A 17399-nucleotide genomic window follows, 5' to 3' on the forward strand; every position below is an offset into this window, starting at 1 on the left:
GCAAGCTGACACAATCCAATGAGCCCGGACTTATGCTCCGTATTGCCCTCGGGTCGGGTCTGCCACATCAATAATGCGTAAGGATGGTTTCGCTTGCCCCTGCCACGTATCAACACTCAAACTACCAGCAATATGCAGGGGCTTGCCGCGGGCTTGTAAGAGCGCCTTCCCGTGAGGCTGGTCTTCGGCTTTAAAAGCAATCGCCTTGAGGTTCGTTCCCTCATTGCCACCAAGCGTCACACTCACATGACCTTGCCCAACCACCTTGGAAAATTTGATCGGCACAGATGGCAAGGCAAAGACAGGTTCTGCGTGCGAAGCACCATAAGGTCCTGCCTGTTCCAGTATATCCAGCAGGCTCAGGTTTGCACCGGCAGGCGTCAGCACACCATCAATAGTGAGTTCATGGTCAGCAGAGGCCTGCTCCACATCCTCACTCAACTGCTCGCTCAGGAAGGCCTCAAACTCAGGCACTTTTGCCTTTTCAATGGTCAGCCCTGCCGCCATTGCGTGTCCACCGCCTTTGACAAGCAAACCCGCCTCAACAGCTGCACGAACCGCAGAGCCCAGATCAACACCAATGATTGAACGGCCTGAGCCAGTGCCCAAACCCTTTTCATTAAACGCCATAGCAAAAGCAGGCCGGCGATAACGCTCTTTCAGCCGCGAGGCGATCAATCCAACGACACCCGGATGCCAGCCGTCTGCTCCCGTCAAAAGCACGGCAGGAGGAACAGTGACCTCCATTTTCTGGAACGCCTGCCCCTCACCTTCTTCCAACATCACGGCTTCCATGGCCTGACGTTCCTGGTTGAGCCGTTCCAGCGTTGCTGCAATGCGCTCCCCCTCCGCCCGATCATCAGAGGAAAGCAATTTCATGCCGAGCGCTGAATCGCCAATTCGTCCACCCGCATTGATGCGCGGCCCAAGCATGTAGCCCAGATGGTACGGCGTCGGTTTTCCGCTCAGCCGGGAGATATCAGCAAGACAGGAAAGGCCAATGTTCTCACGCCGTGCCATCACTTTAAGGCCCTGCACCACATAAGCACGGTTCAGTCCCTTCAGCGGCACAACATCACAAACAGTCCCAAGCGCAACAAGATCGAGAAGGTCCATAAGCCGGGGCTCAGCGCGCTGCGCAAAAGCACCACGCCGCCTCAACTCCCGGTTCAAACCAACAAGGAACAGGAAGGTGACACCCACAGCTGCCAGATGGCCTTGTCCAGACAAGTCATCCTGCCGGTTGGCATTCACTAGCGCATGAACTTCCGGAAAGCTCTCATCTACCTGATGGTGATCCAACACCACCACTTCCAGTCCGATCCGCTTGGCTTCATCAAACGCTTCAAACGACGTGGAACCACAGTCTACTGTGACTAGCAACCGTGCCCCACCTGCATGAAGCTGATTGATTGCCGTTGGATTTGGCCCATAACCATCAATGATGCGGTCCGGGATATAGACATCCGGCTCCGCTCCAAGCTGCATCAAGTAGCGCTTGAGCAAAGCAGAGGACGTCGCCCCATCTACATCGTAGTCACCAAAGATCGCAATCTTAACGCCAGCTTGCAACGCATCTGCAACGCGTGCGCAGGCCTTATCCATATCCACCAGTTTAGAAGGATCCGGCATCAAATCTTTAAGGGAAGGATTTAAGAACCCGGAAGCCTCTTCCAACGCTACATTGCGCCCGGCAAGCACACGGCCAACCACTTCAGGCAGATCGGTTCTTTGAGCAATGGCCAGTGCTTGTGAGAGCCCCTGATCATCAAGCCGCTCGCGCCACATACGCGCGCTCAAAGACTTTTTGACACCAAGAACGACACGCCGCTCGGCACTGGATGCATCCAACGTCATAACCATAGAAAGAAACTGCCCGGATTCTCGTATAAAAGCAAAAGGGGCGAGTGCTCAACACACCCGCCCACTCTATTTATCTAGCTTGAAGGAAGCGCTAAATCAATCCAGATGGAATTTTTCCAACTGGGTATGCTTCGCTTCAATGAAACGAACAGTACCGGTCGTGGAGCGCATCACAACAGTGTGGGTGGTGATGTTATCACGGCCCAGCTTCACACCCTTCAGGAAGTTACCAGTTGTCACACCGGTCGCAGCAAACAGAACGTCTCCGCCAGCCATTTCTTCCATGGTGTATTTGCGGTTGATATCGTCAATACCCATGCGGCCTGCGCGTTCAACCTGCTCTTCACGAGTGATCACCAGACGGCCCTGCATCTGACCACCAATACAGCGCAGAGCTGCAGCAGCCAAAACGCCCTCAGGTGCACCACCAATACCAACATAAAGATCGATACCGGTCTCTTCAGGGTCAGTGGTGTAAATGATGCCAGCGACATCACCATCACCAATCAGGAAGATGGAAGCACCGGTCGCACGGATGTCGTCAATCAGCTTGGCGTGACGCGGACGGTCCAGCACACAGACGGTTACGTCTTTCACTTCACAGCCTTTTGCTTTCGCAACAGCTGCAAGGTTTTCCTGAATTGGGCGATCCAGATCGATGGTACCCTCAGGATACCCCGGACCAATCGCGATCTTATCCATGTAGCTATCAGGTGCGTTCAGCAAGCCGCCTTCTGGTGCCAGCGCGATAACAGCAATGGAGTTTGGCATGTTCTTCGCACAGATCGTGGTACCTTCCAGCGGATCAAGTGCGATATCAACCTTTGGCCCGTCTTTTGTGCCAACCTTTTCGCCAATGTAGAGCATTGGCGCTTCATCACGCTCCCCTTCACCAATCACGACAGTACCGTCGATTGGCAGCTGGTTCAGTTCGCGGCGCATTGCGTCCACAGCAGCCTGGTCAGCTGCCTTTTCATCGCCCCGCCCACGAAGACGTGCTGCAGATACAGCAGCACGTTCCGTAACGCGTGCAAGTTCCAGTGTCAGAATACGGTCAAGAACGTCAGTTGCGTCCTGATGACTATCCGCCATTTAAACCTCTCGGGTGTCCTGTTTTCACGTTAAACGTGAGGAAGTATTATTTCAGGTTCTCAATTCGTAACATCTGAGGCTTACCAGAAGTTACTTTTTCAGCAGCAATCGCATCCAGAGCTTCGCGCACAGCCAATTCAGTGGTCTCATGCGTGATAAGGATAACACTTCGCGGTGCTGCAGGATCGCTTACACCATCCTTATCATTTCTGGAATGCGGTCCACGTTGGACAATAGACTCAAGTGAGATCCCTTTGTCCGCCATACAGCGCGCAATTGTGGCAAAAGTACCGGCTACGTCCAACACAGCCAGACGAATATAGTAACCACCTTCATGCGCTCGCATACGCGCTGGAACATAATCTGCAAGTGTTGTCGCAGACTGACTAAACACCGGCAGAGAAACATCACGTGCAATATCGACCAGATCGGAGATCACAGAGGATGCTGTTGCATCACCGCCTGCCCCCGGACCAACCAGCACCACTTCACCAACTGCATCACCATCAACAGCAACGGCGTTCAACACACCATCAATGCGAGCGATTGCAGAAGACTTCGGCACCATGGTCGGGTGCACGCGCTGTTCGATCCCTGTATCAGTGCGCTGAGCAACACCCAGCAGCTTGATCCGGTAACCCAGCTCATCCGCAGCGCGAATATCAGCCGTCGTAATGGAAGTGATCCCTTCCACATAGATCGCATCTGCATTCACTTCACAGCCAAACGCAAGGCTGGTCAGCAGAGCAAGCTTGTGTGCGGTATCAAAACCTTCGATGTCAAAGGTTGGATCAGCCTCCGCATATCCAAGACGCTGCGCATCAGCAAGACACTCAGCAAACGACAAGCCTTCCTGCTCCATCCGCGTGAGGATGTAGTTACAAGTGCCGTTCATGATGCCGTAAACGCGGGACACATCATTGCCCGCAAGGCTCTCACGCATGGTCTTGATGATTGGAATACCACCAGCGGCGGCAGCCTCGTAGTTGAGGCTCACACCTTTGGCTTCTGCAAGGTGAGAGAACGCAACCGCGTGCTTCGCCAAGAGCGCCTTATTAGCTGTGACGACGTGCTTACCGGTTTCTAGCGCAGTGCGAACACTCACCTCAGCCGGACCGTCTTCACCACCAATCAACTCCACAAAAACATCAATCCCGTCGAACTTGGCAAGTTCAACGGGATCTTCAAACCAGGTCAATCCATCCAGATTAACACCACGATCTTTAGAGCGGCTGCGAGCACTCACAGCCACTACTTTGATAGGTCGGCCACATCGATTGGCAAGAACATTCGCCTTGGCCTCGAGGATACGCACCAACGAAGCACCGACGGTTCCTAGACCAGCAACGCCAACTTTCAAAATATCAGTCATAAATACCCAGTATCTGTAGGTGGGCGGGCGCCTAAGCGCCCGATTTACTCAATTCCTCAGAATTGCTGCCCGCGTCTTCAAAAAACTTCCGAATGCCACGTGCGGCCTGTCTGATACGCTGTTCGTTTTCAACCAGACCGATACGCACAAAACCTTCACCGTGTTCACCAAAGCCGATTCCCGGAGCAACCGCCACATCTGCCTTTTCAATAAGCAGCTTGGAGAACTCCAAAGATCCTAGATGTTTGAACTGGTCTGGAATTGGAGCCCAGGCAAACATGGATGCTTCCGGAGCAGGAATATCCCAACCAGCGCGTCCAAATGAGTCGATCAGCACATCACGGCGCTTCTTATAGATCTCGCGAGTTTCACGAATGCAGTCATCTGATCCGTTCAGCGCAGACGCAGCTGCCACCTGAATTGGAGTGAACGCACCATAATCCAGATAGGACTTCACGCGAGCAAGAGCCGCAATCAGACGTTCATTACCAACTGCAAAGCCCATACGCCACCCCGGCATGGAGAAGGTTTTGGACAAAGAGGTAAACTCAACAGCAATATCCATTGCCCCCTCTACCTGCAGGATGCTCGGAGGAGGAACATCACCAAAGTAGATTTCGGAGTACGCCAGATCAGAAAGCACGTAGATTTCGTGTTTACGCGCAAAGGCAACCACATCGCGATAGAAATCCAGATCAGCAACACTTGCTGTCGGGTTCGCCGGGAAGCACAGAATAATTGCAATTGGCTTCGGAATAGAATGGACCACAGCCCGCTCCAGAGCCTCAAACAGCTCAGGACCCGGAGTTGCCGGGATAGACCGCAGCGAACCACCTGCCATCAGGAAGCCAAATGCATGAATTGGGTAGGATGGATTAGGGACAAGCACCACATCGCCCGGCGCGGTAATCGCCTGAGCCATGTTGGCAAACCCTTCCTTGGACCCCAGTGTCGCAACAACTTGCGTATCTGGGTTTAGCTTTACACCAAAGCGACGCTCATAATAGCCAGCCTGTGCCTTACGCAATCCCGGGATCCCTTTGGATGCGGAATAGCGATGTGTGCGCGGGTTCTGAACAGTCTCCACCAGCTTATCGACAATATGTTGCGGAGTAGGCAAATCTGGGTTGCCCATACCCATGTCGATAATATCGGCGCCTGCCGCTCGCGCTTTGGCTTTCAGACGATTGACCTGTTCAAAGACATAGGGCGGGAGCCGGCGTGTCTTGTGAAAGTCGTCCATGACGCGAGCCTCACTTTCTTCAGTTTAGCGTTTCAAGCTATATTTTGATTTCTGTTCAAACTTGGTCCCGAGTCATTTCAGCCAAGTTTCCACGGCCTTTTAGCAGGTGCGAACATTTTTCGCATCATTCATGAGGGATAAAACCGACATTTTTTTAAAGTTTTCAAAGAAGATGTGAAACTTTAAATCCAAAGAAAAAGCCGCAGAATTCTGCGGCTAACAACGGGATCTACAATTTCAACTTGAGAAATTAGACGGCTTTCACACAAAATGCACAACTAAAGGTGTATTCGCCACATGAAAAATGCGACGAAAGATTATTGCGCCTGCACATCCTGAGATTGCCCAGCCTGCTCACCAGCAATCGTTTTCAGCTGTTCGGCACTGGACTCAAAGCTCCCACCGAGACCTGCCCTGCGCTTACTCTCAGAGGAGATCGCAAGCAGATTGGCTTCAGAAGCCGCACGCTGTTCTGGGGAAAGCAAATCGCTGGAAACTTCTGGCGGCAGTTCAGCCACACCAGTCTGCTTTGCGCCGTTGCCTTTTTCGATGGCCTCGTAAACCGTCAAAGATTCGCCAAATGCACAACCGCCAACAAAACCTGCCAGCACAACTGCACAGCAAACTCGTTGAAACTTAAGCAACATCTGGAACCTCGCGTTTTATCTGATGACGACACAAAAGCAGCGCACATAACTTTATTAAAAATGCACTTAGCAGTTGCGTCATCCGTAGTCCACATATATTACCCTGTTAACAACACATAGTTTATTACTCTAGGGCAGTTGTCATTTACTGAACACAGAACACGATATACTCAAACCATAACCGATAAATATTAAGAAGAAATACTATTATAATTCGGAGTATTCCGAGTTTTCCTCAAGAGTTGAACTCATCCATAAAACTTAAGAATAACCCAAAACTTCTCACAGTTCCGCAAAAGCACTTTACTTGCTAAATACCTACTAAGAATCCACCTAAGGACTAAGACAATCAGCATGGATTTTCACGTGCCTGTCAAAATTCTTAGGGATATACTCATTATGCCGTTTTTGTAGGCTAAGACACCGCCCCATTACGCATGAGTGTATGTGGCATATTTTTGAGCACGATCACGCACACCAAATACTATTGGGTCTGGCGAGTATTAATCAGACACCAGATACGAGGACTGAGCAGGCAAATGACCGGTGAAGACACCAATCCAATGTTGCAGTACATCCTCAATAATCCTGAGGAGTTTGCCAAGAACCTCTCCGAGATCGCCGAAAATGGCGGCAAGGCTCTGGCAGCCTATCTGGAGCCTCGCGAAAAAGGCGAAGCAGCATCCGGTGGCACCGAAGAACTCAACGCAGTGGTAAAGACACTCGCTGAGGTCGGCAATTATTGGATGAAAGACCCTTCCCGCGCCATAGAAGCTCAAACCAAGCTCTGGTCTGGATATATGAACATCTGGAACTCCACACTCCAGCGCATGGCTGGAGAGGAAAGAGAACCAATCGTTGTCCCCACCAACACCGACAAGCGTTTTAAAGACAGTCAGTGGGACGACAACAACTTCTTCGACTTCATCAAGCAGATGTACTTGCAAACGAGCAACTGGGCTGAAGAACTTGCAGAAGGCGCCGATGAACTGGATGATCACACGCGCCATAAGGCGGGCTTTTACATAAAGCAAATCTCCAATGCCATGTCGCCGTCCAACTTCATCCTCACCAACCCGGAGCTGCTGCGCGAGACCATGTCGTCCAACGCCGGCAATCTGGTGAAGGGCATGAAGCTGCTCGCGGAAGATATCAAAGCTGGTCACGGTGACTTGCGCATCCGCCAGACTGACCCGGATAAGTTTGAAGTTGGCGTGAACGTTGCAGTCACACCCGGCAAAATCGTAGAGCAGAACGATGTCTGCCAGCTGATCCAATACACACCAACGACAGAGACCGTTCTCAAACGTCCGCTCCTTATTGTTCCGCCTTGGATCAACAAGTACTACATTCTTGATCTTAACAAGGAAAAGTCGTTCATCAGATGGGCCGTGGATCAAGGCCACACTGTCTTTGTAGTCTCGTGGATCAATCCGGATGAGACTCAGGCTCAAAAAAGCTTTGAACACTACATGCGCGACGGCATTCTCAACTCTCTGGAGCGCATTCGCAAAACCACCCAGCAGACGACCGTCAACGCCATTGGCTACTGCGTCGGCGGCACTTTGCTGGCTGCTACCCTCGCCTATCTTGCCAAAATCGGAGAGCAAGATCGCATTGCATCTGCGACCTTCCTGACCACTCAGGTGGATTTCACCTTTGCAGGCGACCTGAAGGTGTTTGTGGACGAGGAGCAGATCGAAATTCTTGAACATCGCATGGGCGAGAAAGGGTATCTGGACGGCTCCAAAATGGCGACGGCCTTTAACATGCTGCGCTCCAATGACTTGATTTGGCCTTATGTCGTCAACAATTACCTGCGCGGTAAAGATCCATTCCCGTTTGACCTGCTCTATTGGAATGCGGATAGCACGCGCATGCCTGCTGCCAACCACTCCTACTACCTGCGCAACTGCTACCAGAAAAACGCACTTGCGAAAGGCGAAATGGAACTGGCCGGGCAAAACCTCGACTTGAGCGATGTCCAGATCCCGATCTATAATCTGGCAACAAAAGAAGACCACATTGCACCTGCAAAATCCGTATTCAAAGGCTGCGGATGTTTTGGTGGTCCAGTAGAGTACGTTTTGAGTGGCTCTGGCCACATCGCTGGCGTCGTCAACCCACCATCCAAAGAGAAATACCAGTACTGGACAGGAAGTAAGCCGGAGGGCGCTCTGGAAAACTGGATGCAAGATGCATCTGAAACTCCAGGGTCATGGTGGCCACACTGGCAAAAATGGATTACATCTCAGGATGATAATCAGGTAAAAGCACGCAAACCGGGCGCACGCCGCACAAAAATTTTGGAAGACGCACCAGGCAGTTATGTTAAGGTGCGCATATAAAGAGAACACGCAGTGAGTCTGCGCGACGCCACGCTTGTTCTCACGAAATAAATGGAGGACAACGTGGCAGGAGATCCTAAGCTATCACAAATGCAACCGCGGAAGATCGGCGGCTGGGATCCTCGACATGTTCGGCACCTGAACACACAAAGCGCTGCCCTCACGCGCATGAACAAGCCTAAAAACCTCTTGGCAAGAATCCTTGTGCTTCCTGCCTTGCTTGCACCTCTGTGGTATCAACCAGCGCTCGGCTGGTTCTGGGCATTAGCCCTTTCACTTGCAGCTGCTGCATGGGTTTGGGTCATTCCACCCTTTGGCAAAAAAGCAATTGGCGCAAAAACATGGCTGCAAAAAGCGATGCTGGGTGAGAGAATGTGGCTGAACCGGATGTTTGTTCCAGTTCCAGCCCCTTATCATCAAAAAGCACTCGCTCTTCTTGTCATCGGACTAATCGCAGTTGGCACAGCGATCTGGGCAGCAACTACCAACAATCTTCCGCTTATGCTTACCGGTGGCATCCTCGCCTACCTCGCAAAATTCGCCTCACTGTTTGTGATGGTGAAAGTCTTCGAGCATATGAAAAATGCCCATCCACTCTACAAGAGCTGGCGAAACATTCCAGTCAACGACAACAGCCTGAAAGCAAAAGCGAGCTGAGTCTTAGTCGGCCAACAAGGGCGCACCATAACCGTCTTGCTTTGCAGAAACAGACGACGCACGCCCCTGCCCTGAAACAAACCAGTAATCTGCTCCGGAGAGTTCCGGCTGGGTGACCACATATCCCTGCAACTTCATAAAGGCGACTAAGGCATCTTGCTGCTTTGAGTTATGATTGTGCTCAACGCATAGGAAGTCAAACGTCCTACGCGAAAAATCAATTCCCTTGAGAACTTCCAGCTCAGTACCTTCCGTATCAATAGATATAAAGGGAATGTGATCAGGCACATTGTGCTGAACCAGAATATCCTCAGTACGAGCAATCGGAACTTCAATCTCGCGCCCCGGCTTCGTCCCCTGACCTACAACGGAGAGCATCCCTGAATACTCCGAAGTATCAGCACAAAAGAAGCGAAGTGCTCCCCCTCCCGAACTCCAAGCCGCTCTCTTATCCAAATCAGCGTCACGCCCTGAGCAAATCTGGTCCCAGCAATCTGGATTGGGCTCCACAAGCAAACCAGACCAACCCAATGCTTTCTCAAAAAGGAAACTATTGGAAAGGTGCGTTCCATCCCCAACGCCTATTTCTACAAAAAACCCTTTTTGCTTCTCGTAGAATGTAAACTGTTTGAGGAAATGCAGCTCCTGAAAGCGCTGAGCACGGCAATAGTAAAAGTACTTCTCACTCAACCGCGCAAACTGCTCATCAGCCAAGCCAACTCGCAAAAACTCTTCCAATCGCCTCATATTGGAAAAGCCCTTATGCTCTTTCAGATAAAGCACCCTTGAAGCACTCAGATTTTGCTTATCCAACCGCAAAGCAAGACGAGCCAGTGTCCCACTTCGTTTGTGCGGGGCAAGCCCCATTAGGAATGCCGACAAGAACTTTTGCGACCACTGGATCAATGCACGTCCCCACCACAGTTTCGCACAAACGTGGCAGGTAAACCCCAGCGCAACAACTCTGCAATTTCACCCACGGCAAGACAGAGAGCCCAAACACAAAAAGGGCTGCCAAATGGCAGCCCTTTCCGTAAAACTGTTTCCAGTATCGCGTATTAGCGCTTGGAGAACTGGAAGGAACGACGAGCTTTACGCTTACCGTACTTCTTACGTTCAACAACACGGCTATCACGAGTAAGGAAGCCTTCTTTCTTCAGAACCGGACGCAATGCTGGCTCGTAGAAAGTAAGCGCTTTAGAGATACCGTGACGAACAGCACCAGCCTGGCCGGAAAGACCACCACCAGCAACAGTAACGTTGATGTCGTACTGGCCATCACGCTCGGTGAGCATGATTGGCTGACGCAGGATCAGCTGAAGCACTGGACGAGCAAAATACTCAGCGTACTCTTTGCCGTTTACAACGATTTTACCGGTGCCTGGCTTGATCCATACACGAGCGATAGCGTCTTTACGCTTACCGGTTGCGTATGCACGGCCTTGTGCGTCGAGCTTCTGTACATGTACAGGAGCTTCGTTCTCGGTAGGGGCGATTGCGCCGCCCAGTTCCTCAAGGGACTGTAGCTCAGACATAATTAACCCCTCTTCGCATTTTTAGGATTCATGGCTTTAACGTCTACCACTTCTGGAGACTGGCCATCATGCGGATGTTCTGCAGCAGCATAAACACGCAGGTTACGCAGCTGTGTACGGGAAAGAGGTCCGCCTGGCATCATACGCTGGATAGCCTTTTCCAGAACACGCTCTGGGAAACGACCTTCGATCAGCTGACGTGCAGTGCGCTCTTTGATACCGCCAGGGTAACCAGTGTGCCAGTAGTACTTCTTGCTCTGGTATTTTTTACCAGTCAGTACAACTTTGTCTGCATTGATAACGATTACGTTGTCGCCATCGTCGATATGTGGTGTGTAGGTCGGCTTGTGCTTGCCGCGCAGACGGTTTGCGATGAATGCTGCCAGACGGCCAACAACAACGCCTTCTGCGTCGATCAAGATCCACTTCTTGTCGACCTCAGCCACTTTAGTGGAATGAGTCTTCATAAGATCTACCGTAGTTTTGACGGTTAAAATTCTTGGGAGAAATTCGTTCAGGCCCGAAAGAGCAGCTAAACGTGATAGCTCCGTGTAGGAACGGGTAGATACGCGAGCTTGAGCACAACGTCAAGAACAAAAAAACACACACTCAAGCAAATTAATCAATAAATTCAAATAGATATAAAATAGGTACTATAATACCACACTTTTTCCGCATGAATCTGAGGTTTTTGCACCTCAGGAAACACCGGCAGCACGTGCAGCAGTCAAAATAAGGTCATCTACCTGCAATTCATAGAAGACCCAGTTGGCGCTGTAACAGCTGACATAATAACCAAGACCAGCAAGTGCCACACGATATTCGCGCAAATTAATGGGTGTAAAATGAACCGGATAGAAAAACCGCCAGCGACTTCGGGTCAGGCGTGTCGTCAACGTGGCATTTGCCAGCAGCAGATTGAAGAACACCAGGCTCACGAAGACAATTGGATCACCAATAAAGGCCGTATCCAGATAGAACATCGTCTCGCGGAATTCAGCAAAGACCCGAGGCTCACCGACCACATAAAGATCAAAGAACGCAGGAACTGCCAGAATCAAAAGGATATTCAGGGCTAGAAAGCCAATATAGCCGATCGTGGCCAATAGAGTTCCGAAACGGAGTGGCACCAACAGGAAATCAAAAATGAAACCGAAAAACGCACGATAGAACACAAGCCTGCTCCCCCACACGCCGTCTTCTCAGGTCTCCCATCCATCAAAAAACGGCCTTTGGCTTTAGTCCCTGAATTTTAAGTGGCTTTTTGCTTTTGGATCAACAGACAATTCAACTTTCAGGCAAATTTAATTCAAAAATTTCAATAAGCTGAGAGATTTAGGCACTTCAACGCAGTGTCGTCTTGTAGAGCACATGCTTCATACATTGGATAACATGGGATGAACACATTTCCGTGCGGAAATCATCGAATCGATTGTTCAATCCAAAGTTGCTTTTCTCAGGTATCAAATTTTCAGATGCACCTCCCCTTTCTCTTTCTAATTCCGTCCCTGTTCATAAAACCTGCCCTTGCAGAAAATCCACCGGTCCAGATCATCATAGACGTCAGCACCACCACACCTATGAGCGGAACTGCAACAGTCACATTTCCAGCTCCACAAGGTCTCAGGTTACTGAAGCCCCGCACCATTCGAGGGGATGCAGAAACGCCACCAATTCAGTTCTTCTGCGACGGAGTTCACAAGACATCCATAACCTATGGAAAGCGACTTTCATGTCGTGAGCTGCAATGGAATGTCACCTTCCAGAATGTGCAAACCGTCCCTCACGCCATTGCAAACCAGCAAAACCTCTACTCTCCCTCTGGGTGGTGGAGCTTAACGGAGTGGGATGACATTCCTCGTTTCGAAGGTGTCTCTGCAACAGAGATCTGCGGCAAAGTCCATAACAAGGCGCAGACAATCAAATGCAGCGCCCTGCCCGCCCAAAACGAACCACCTCTGATCCTCACATGGGGCAAGTCCACCAAAACACTGGAAACCGGACAAACAACGCTCACGCTGTTCAAAGACGACTCGACTTCAGCCTTGAAAGCAGAGAACCTGCCCGCTCTTCAACAACAACTTGCGTATCTGAAAGCGTTGCTTGCACCCGAGGAGCGCACACCAAACAATATCGATCTCGTGTGGGTCGCAATTAACAAGAAGCTGGGGCAAATAGCTGGAGCTGCTGGCAAACAAGCGTTCCTTGCCAATTTTGCAGTAACCGATGGCGCAGCCACAGACGACAGCATCGCCAAACTTCATTGGGTCTCCGGCCACGAACTCTTTCACTTGCTGGCAACCCAATCTTACACACTCTGGATATCTGAAAGCCTTGCTCAATATTACGGCTACAAATCACTGGAGAAAGCTGGTTTACAATCAGAAACTCCGATGGAGCAATGGCAAAACTTTCAAGAGCGCTACCCTCACGCAGCAACAGGCCTTTATGAAGCCCACACCAAAGTAACGCGCGACAATAACCCCAGCTACTACCCTCTCTTCTATATGAAAGGTGCTGCATTCTGGCAGGCAGTTGATCAGAAATTGCAGAAGGCAGGAACATCACTCGATAATGTTCTGCCTCATATAGAAGCCTCAGCAGCAGATAATGCGGCATTATCGTCAAGAACAATCGTCCTCCTGAAAACTACGCTTTCGGAGCAAGTCGTTTCGACGCTACAACAGCAGTACCTCCACTAAGCGCATTGCAGGTTCCAATGATCACACAGGATTCATTTCAGTATCATCAGCTCAAAAGCATCAGGCACCGTCAAGATGGAACCCCATGCGCAGTCCAGTCCGGCGGCAAGCTGACGGATGTAGCGCTCACAAAGTGCGAGTTGAACCGTTTCCCATCAGAGTTGTTGCATCATCGTTCCTTAAGAAGCCTCTATCTGGGACAGAACCCAATCAGCGAAATACCGCAGGCCCTATCCGGCCTTCAGGCGCTAAAGGAACTCTACATCTACGGATGTAAGCTGACACAGCTGCCCGACAGCCTCTGTGACTTGCGAAATCTGGAGATCCTGGACCTCAGCCATCAAGCATTGAAGTGTCTTCCGGACAACTTAGGAGCTTTAAAGAAACTGCGTGTGCTCTATGCAAGCAACACCGTCATGACGCAACTACCGAAGAGCATTGGTGATCTGTCTGAACTGGAGTATCTCGGCTGCACCGACAACAGCATTACACATCTCCCGGAAAGTTTCGGGAACCTGCAAAATCTGAAGGAGCTAAGGCTCTACGGCAATGGTTTGCGTGTATTACCCTCGCACTTTTCCAACCTCTCATCCTTACGAGAAGCTTATTTGCGCGACAATGCCCTCACAAAGCTTCCTGAGAACATGGACGAATTGCATCAGCTCGAAGTGCTGGACCTCCGCAACAATCAAATACCCCAGCTCCCAGAAGAAATTGGAGATCTTCCCAATCTCTATCAGTTGGACCTCAGGGCAAATCCACTGGAAGAACTGCCCGCCAGCATGAGTAACCTGAAGAACTTGCGCAAACTGGATCTACGCTGGACACGCCTGACCAAAGAACCGGAGTGGTTTGAAATCCTGCGCGCACAAGGCACGCTGATTTACCTCTAACCCGAAAAGCGCCCCTGAAAAACAGTGGTAGCGATCCACGCCCTACATCTTACCATGGGGAATGCATCGCTATCTCTTACTCACCCTATCGCTTTTGTTGCTTTGGACCTGGAGTGTCCAAGCTCAGGAAAGCAAGTTCCGCAAACGTCCTCGCAGTCTGTTTAAACAGCCTGATTGTTATTGCACCAACCGTGGCCTGCGGATTGAGCTGGGTGATTTTTCCTGCCTGTATGTAGACGGCATCGCCTATCTGGCCCAATGCCAAATGGCACTCAACAACCCCATGTGGCGCAAAATTCAGGATGGATGCCCAACCACGCAGTTGGACAACAAACAGCACGCATCCTATCCCTTGAACGACGCCGGCGGGATGGAGTAAGTTGCGGTGGCATGAGCAATCAGATCATCGCTCCCTTCACGTGTAATCTCGCAATCCATAACAACAAGGCGCTTGCCGCCCTTCAGGATGCGACACGTGGCGATCATCTCACCAGCTTCAGCTTTGCGTAGGAAGTTGATATTGATGTTGGTTGTCACAGCAAGCGCATGCAGCCCCATATTGCCCAGCAGAACCACATAGGCTGCATAGTCAACAAGAGCCATCAACGAAGGACCGGAAACAGTACCACCAGGACGCAAATGCACGTCCCCGGCCTTGAGCCTGACAATTGCTTTTCCCGGTAGAATTTCATCGATGAAATATGCACGACCTAATGCGTGCATCTGCGGAAATGCCTTGTCCAGAAATTCCGTCAGTTCTGCCGGACTAAACTTAACAGCAGGCGCCGCCACCTCACTGGTCATGAAGTCCCTCCTCCTCATGCAAGCCGACATACTGATATATGGCTCCATGATTTACCAGCTGAACAAAAGTTCTAAACCGTTGCGCTAGGCTCAAGTTTTGTTCACTCTGTGATTTAACACTTAATCATGGCCCGATAGCCTGCTAAAGGCATCTCAACGACTATTTACAGCACTATGGAGAACCATCATGTCTGACGCAGACACCACCAAAGATCAAAACGAAGCAGAACGCCCGATGCTTGGCAAACTGCTGCACAATGGTGTTCAGCGTATCGTCATGCAGCGCCCGGAGCGTATGAATGCTCTGTCCATGGCCATGATGAAAGAGCTCTGCACCGCGCTGGATGAAGCCGAAGCAAACCCGGAAGTGCGCGTTGTTTTGCTTGGCGCTGAAGGCAAAGTCTTTTGCGCAGGCCACGACCTGAAAGAACTAACCGCTGCACGCGCGCAAGCAGATGGCGGCAAAGTTTTTTATCAGCAGACATTCGATCAATGCGCTGAGCTCATGCAGAAGATCGTGAACCTGCCAAAGCCAGTCATCGGCGTTGTAACTGGCGTTGCAACAGCAGCAGGCTGCCAGTTGGTCGCTTCCTGTGATCTGGCACTAGCACTGGATACAGCCACCTTCTGCACCCCAGGCGTTAACATCGGCCTCTTCTGCTCCACACCCATGGTGGCCTTGACCCGCAACATTGGCCGCAAACAGGCCATGGAAATGCTTTTGACTGGCGAAAGCATCGACGCCTCCACCGCAAAGGAATACGGCTTGATCAACCGCGTGGTGCAAGCAGATTATCTGGAAGTCGTAGTTCAGAAATACGCTGAAGTGATTGCGTCCAAGTCCGCCCTCACAGTCAAAACCGGCAAGGAAGCCTTCTACAAGCAGGCCGATATGCCATTGGCAGAAGCGTATGCTTACACCTCACAAGTCATGGCAGAAAACATGCTCGCCAACGATGCGGAAGAAGGCATCAACGCTTTCCTTCAAAAGCGTACGCCTGATTGGAAAGACAGCTGATCAAGATGTAAGGAGCAGCGCAATGACAGCCGGGTATTCAAAAAGACCACTAGCTCAAAAGCTAGGCCTGAAACCCGGCATGCGCTGCTGGTGGCACAACATGCCACAAACCGTTTCCGATGAAATTGCAGCAGGAGTTGACGATCTGGTCCTCCTGCCCGCACTGGAAACTGGCATCAATGCTGCCCATATCTTTGTACCAGGTCAAAGCGAACTGTCAGAATTGCTGAGTAAGCTGCGCAGAACACTGGATGCAGACGGCATGATCTGGGTGTCTTGGCCTAAGAAAGCATCCAAAGTCTCCTCAGAGGTGACAGAAGATACGGTTAGAGAAGTTTGCTTGCCTATGGGGCTGGTCGATATCAAGGTTTGCGCAGTTGACGCTGTCTGGGCCGGTCTCAAGCTTGTTATTCGCAAGGAGCTGCGTGAAGAGCACATACAAATACAGCTGGCAGCCAATGAAATTGCAGAAAGTTGATAAGAACATGAACCACGATCATTATTCAGACGACTACATTCAGGGCATTCTGGAAAACACAAAAACAATCGCGCTGGTCGGCGCCAGCAACAAGCCGGAGCGTGCCAGCTTCCGCGTACTGGGCTACTTGCTGGAGCAAGGCTACACCGTTTATCCAATCAATCCCGGTCAGGCAGGCACCGAAATAGCCGGCGCAAAAGTCTATGCGTCCCTGACAGACCTTCCAGAACCCGTCGACATGGTCGATGTCTTCCGCAATTCAGAAGCAGCGACTAGTGTCATCGATGAGGTAATCGCTCTGCCAACGCTCCCCAAAGCAATCTGGCTTCAGCTGGGCGTCAGAAACGACGAAGCAGCAGCACGGGCAGAAGACAAGGGAATCAAAGTGGTAATGGACCGCTGCCCTAAGATCGAAATCCCACGTCTGGCATCAATTACAGCCAGCTAAACACTCCTATCAGGCGCTCTCGATACCACGAAGTTTGAGAGCGCATCCGATAAATTAGAACGATTTTCCAATCCCACCAAGCAGAAGCGAACAGAATTTCAAGCATCAAATAGTCGGCAAGTTGCTTGAGCTTTCTGCAAGAGTGAAGAGCGCTCATCTTTTCATCTGAGCTTGCCAACCTCCGGTTGCCCCCTCATAGTTCTTAGCGGGAAATTATATAAATTTCAGCAGAGAATGACGCGCCTGTTCCAAGGGTTTGCAAACCATGCACCTTGCGCAGAACCGTTCCATCCTGCAAG

At 50.9% G+C, this 17399-nt stretch carries 18 protein-coding genes; 8 read left to right on the top strand and 10 right to left on the bottom strand.

What is annotated here, in order from left to right; genetic code table 11:
- Positions 1 to 30: 30 nt before the first annotated feature.
- The 5 genes from recJ to DHN43_RS23805 form a co-directional block, all read right to left on the bottom strand.
- Complete coding sequence (recJ, locus tag DHN43_RS23785) at positions 31 to 1863, bottom strand: single-stranded-DNA-specific exonuclease RecJ (RefSeq protein ID WP_108820303.1); 1833 nt, start codon at positions 1861 to 1863, stop codon at positions 31 to 33.
- A 96-nt stretch (positions 1864 to 1959) separates the two neighbouring features.
- Positions 1960 to 2955 (bottom strand): class II fructose-bisphosphatase, encoded by a 996-nt coding sequence (gene glpX, locus DHN43_RS23790; RefSeq protein WP_063289178.1) that lies wholly within the window; start codon positions 2953 to 2955, stop codon positions 1960 to 1962.
- Between the two features lie 46 nt (positions 2956 to 3001).
- Positions 3002 to 4327 (bottom strand): homoserine dehydrogenase, encoded by a 1326-nt coding sequence (locus DHN43_RS23795; protein WP_063289179.1) that lies wholly within the window; start codon positions 4325 to 4327, stop codon positions 3002 to 3004.
- Positions 4328 to 4358: 31 nt separating this feature from the next.
- Entirely contained in the window at positions 4359 to 5570 is a 1212-nt protein-coding gene (locus DHN43_RS23800; protein ID WP_057464398.1) for an LL-diaminopimelate aminotransferase, read from the bottom strand.
- Between the two features lie 317 nt (positions 5571 to 5887).
- Complete coding sequence (locus DHN43_RS23805; RefSeq protein ID WP_208986779.1) at positions 5888 to 6217, bottom strand: hypothetical protein; 330 nt, start codon at positions 6215 to 6217, stop codon at positions 5888 to 5890.
- A gap of 539 nt (positions 6218 to 6756) precedes the next feature.
- Here DHN43_RS23805 and DHN43_RS23810 point away from each other — a divergent pair.
- Both DHN43_RS23810 and DHN43_RS23815 read left to right on the top strand, forming a co-directional pair.
- A complete protein-coding gene (locus tag DHN43_RS23810) occupies positions 6757 to 8565 on the top strand; it encodes a PHA/PHB synthase family protein (RefSeq protein ID WP_057464397.1) in 1809 nt (602 codons plus the stop codon).
- 63 nt (positions 8566 to 8628) lie between these two features.
- Complete coding sequence (locus DHN43_RS23815; RefSeq protein WP_208995602.1) at positions 8629 to 9222, top strand: DUF6653 family protein; 594 nt, start codon at positions 8629 to 8631, stop codon at positions 9220 to 9222.
- 3 nt (positions 9223 to 9225) lie between these two features.
- Here DHN43_RS23815 and DHN43_RS23820 read toward each other — a convergent pair whose 3' ends face one another.
- From DHN43_RS23820 to DHN43_RS23835, 4 genes are all read right to left on the bottom strand, one after another.
- The gene (locus tag DHN43_RS23820) at positions 9226 to 10104 is read right to left on the bottom strand and encodes an FkbM family methyltransferase (protein WP_208995603.1); all 879 of its coding nucleotides are present in this window, start codon (positions 10102 to 10104) and stop codon (positions 9226 to 9228) included.
- 176 nt (positions 10105 to 10280) lie between these two features.
- Positions 10281 to 10757 (bottom strand): 30S ribosomal protein S9, encoded by a 477-nt coding sequence (gene rpsI, locus DHN43_RS23825; RefSeq protein WP_057464395.1) that lies wholly within the window; start codon positions 10755 to 10757, stop codon positions 10281 to 10283.
- A gap of 2 nt (positions 10758 to 10759) precedes the next feature.
- Positions 10760 to 11224 (bottom strand): 50S ribosomal protein L13, encoded by a 465-nt coding sequence (gene rplM / locus DHN43_RS23830; protein ID WP_057464394.1) that lies wholly within the window; start codon positions 11222 to 11224, stop codon positions 10760 to 10762.
- 231 nt (positions 11225 to 11455) lie between these two features.
- A complete protein-coding gene (locus DHN43_RS23835; protein WP_208995604.1) occupies positions 11456 to 11932 on the bottom strand; it encodes a hypothetical protein in 477 nt (158 codons plus the stop codon).
- 300 nt (positions 11933 to 12232) lie between these two features.
- Between DHN43_RS23835 and DHN43_RS23840 the strand changes: the two genes are divergently transcribed.
- The 3 genes from DHN43_RS23840 to DHN43_RS23850 all read left to right on the top strand — a co-directional run bounded on the left by DHN43_RS23840 (position 12233) and on the right by DHN43_RS23850 (position 14731).
- The gene (locus DHN43_RS23840; RefSeq protein WP_108820306.1) at positions 12233 to 13459 is read left to right on the top strand and encodes a hypothetical protein; all 1227 of its coding nucleotides are present in this window, start codon (positions 12233 to 12235) and stop codon (positions 13457 to 13459) included.
- Positions 13460 to 13476: 17 nt separating this feature from the next.
- Positions 13477 to 14352 carry a leucine-rich repeat domain-containing protein gene (locus DHN43_RS23845; protein WP_108820307.1) on the top strand — a complete coding sequence of 292 codons (876 nt, stop codon included), beginning with the start codon at positions 13477 to 13479 and terminating at the stop codon, positions 14350 to 14352.
- A 61-nt stretch (positions 14353 to 14413) separates the two neighbouring features.
- Entirely contained in the window at positions 14414 to 14731 is a 318-nt protein-coding gene (locus DHN43_RS23850; protein WP_108820308.1) for a hypothetical protein, read from the top strand.
- Here DHN43_RS23850 and DHN43_RS23855 read toward each other — a convergent pair.
- Positions 14698 to 15156, bottom strand: coding sequence for a PaaI family thioesterase (locus tag DHN43_RS23855; protein ID WP_063289184.1), 459 nt, complete (start codon positions 15154 to 15156; stop codon positions 14698 to 14700). The two genes, DHN43_RS23850 and DHN43_RS23855, sit on opposite strands and share 34 nt — an antisense overlap.
- A 187-nt stretch (positions 15157 to 15343) precedes the next feature.
- On the opposite strand from DHN43_RS23855, the gene DHN43_RS23860 reads away from it, so the two are divergent.
- The 3 genes from DHN43_RS23860 to DHN43_RS23870 are packed head-to-tail and all read left to right on the top strand — an operon-like array spanning position 15344 to position 17100.
- Entirely contained in the window at positions 15344 to 16174 is an 831-nt protein-coding gene (locus DHN43_RS23860) for an enoyl-CoA hydratase (RefSeq protein WP_108820309.1), read from the top strand.
- A gap of 22 nt (positions 16175 to 16196) precedes the next feature.
- Entirely contained in the window at positions 16197 to 16652 is a 456-nt protein-coding gene (locus tag DHN43_RS23865; RefSeq protein ID WP_108820310.1) for a DUF3052 family protein, read from the top strand.
- 7 nt (positions 16653 to 16659) lie between these two features.
- Entirely contained in the window at positions 16660 to 17100 is a 441-nt protein-coding gene (locus DHN43_RS23870; RefSeq protein WP_108820349.1) for a CoA-binding protein, read from the top strand.
- The last annotated feature ends 299 nt before the right edge of the window (positions 17101 to 17399 follow it).

This window comes from Pseudovibrio sp. Alg231-02 (assembly GCF_900143565.1).
GTDB lineage: Bacteria > Pseudomonadota > Alphaproteobacteria > Rhizobiales > Stappiaceae > Pseudovibrio.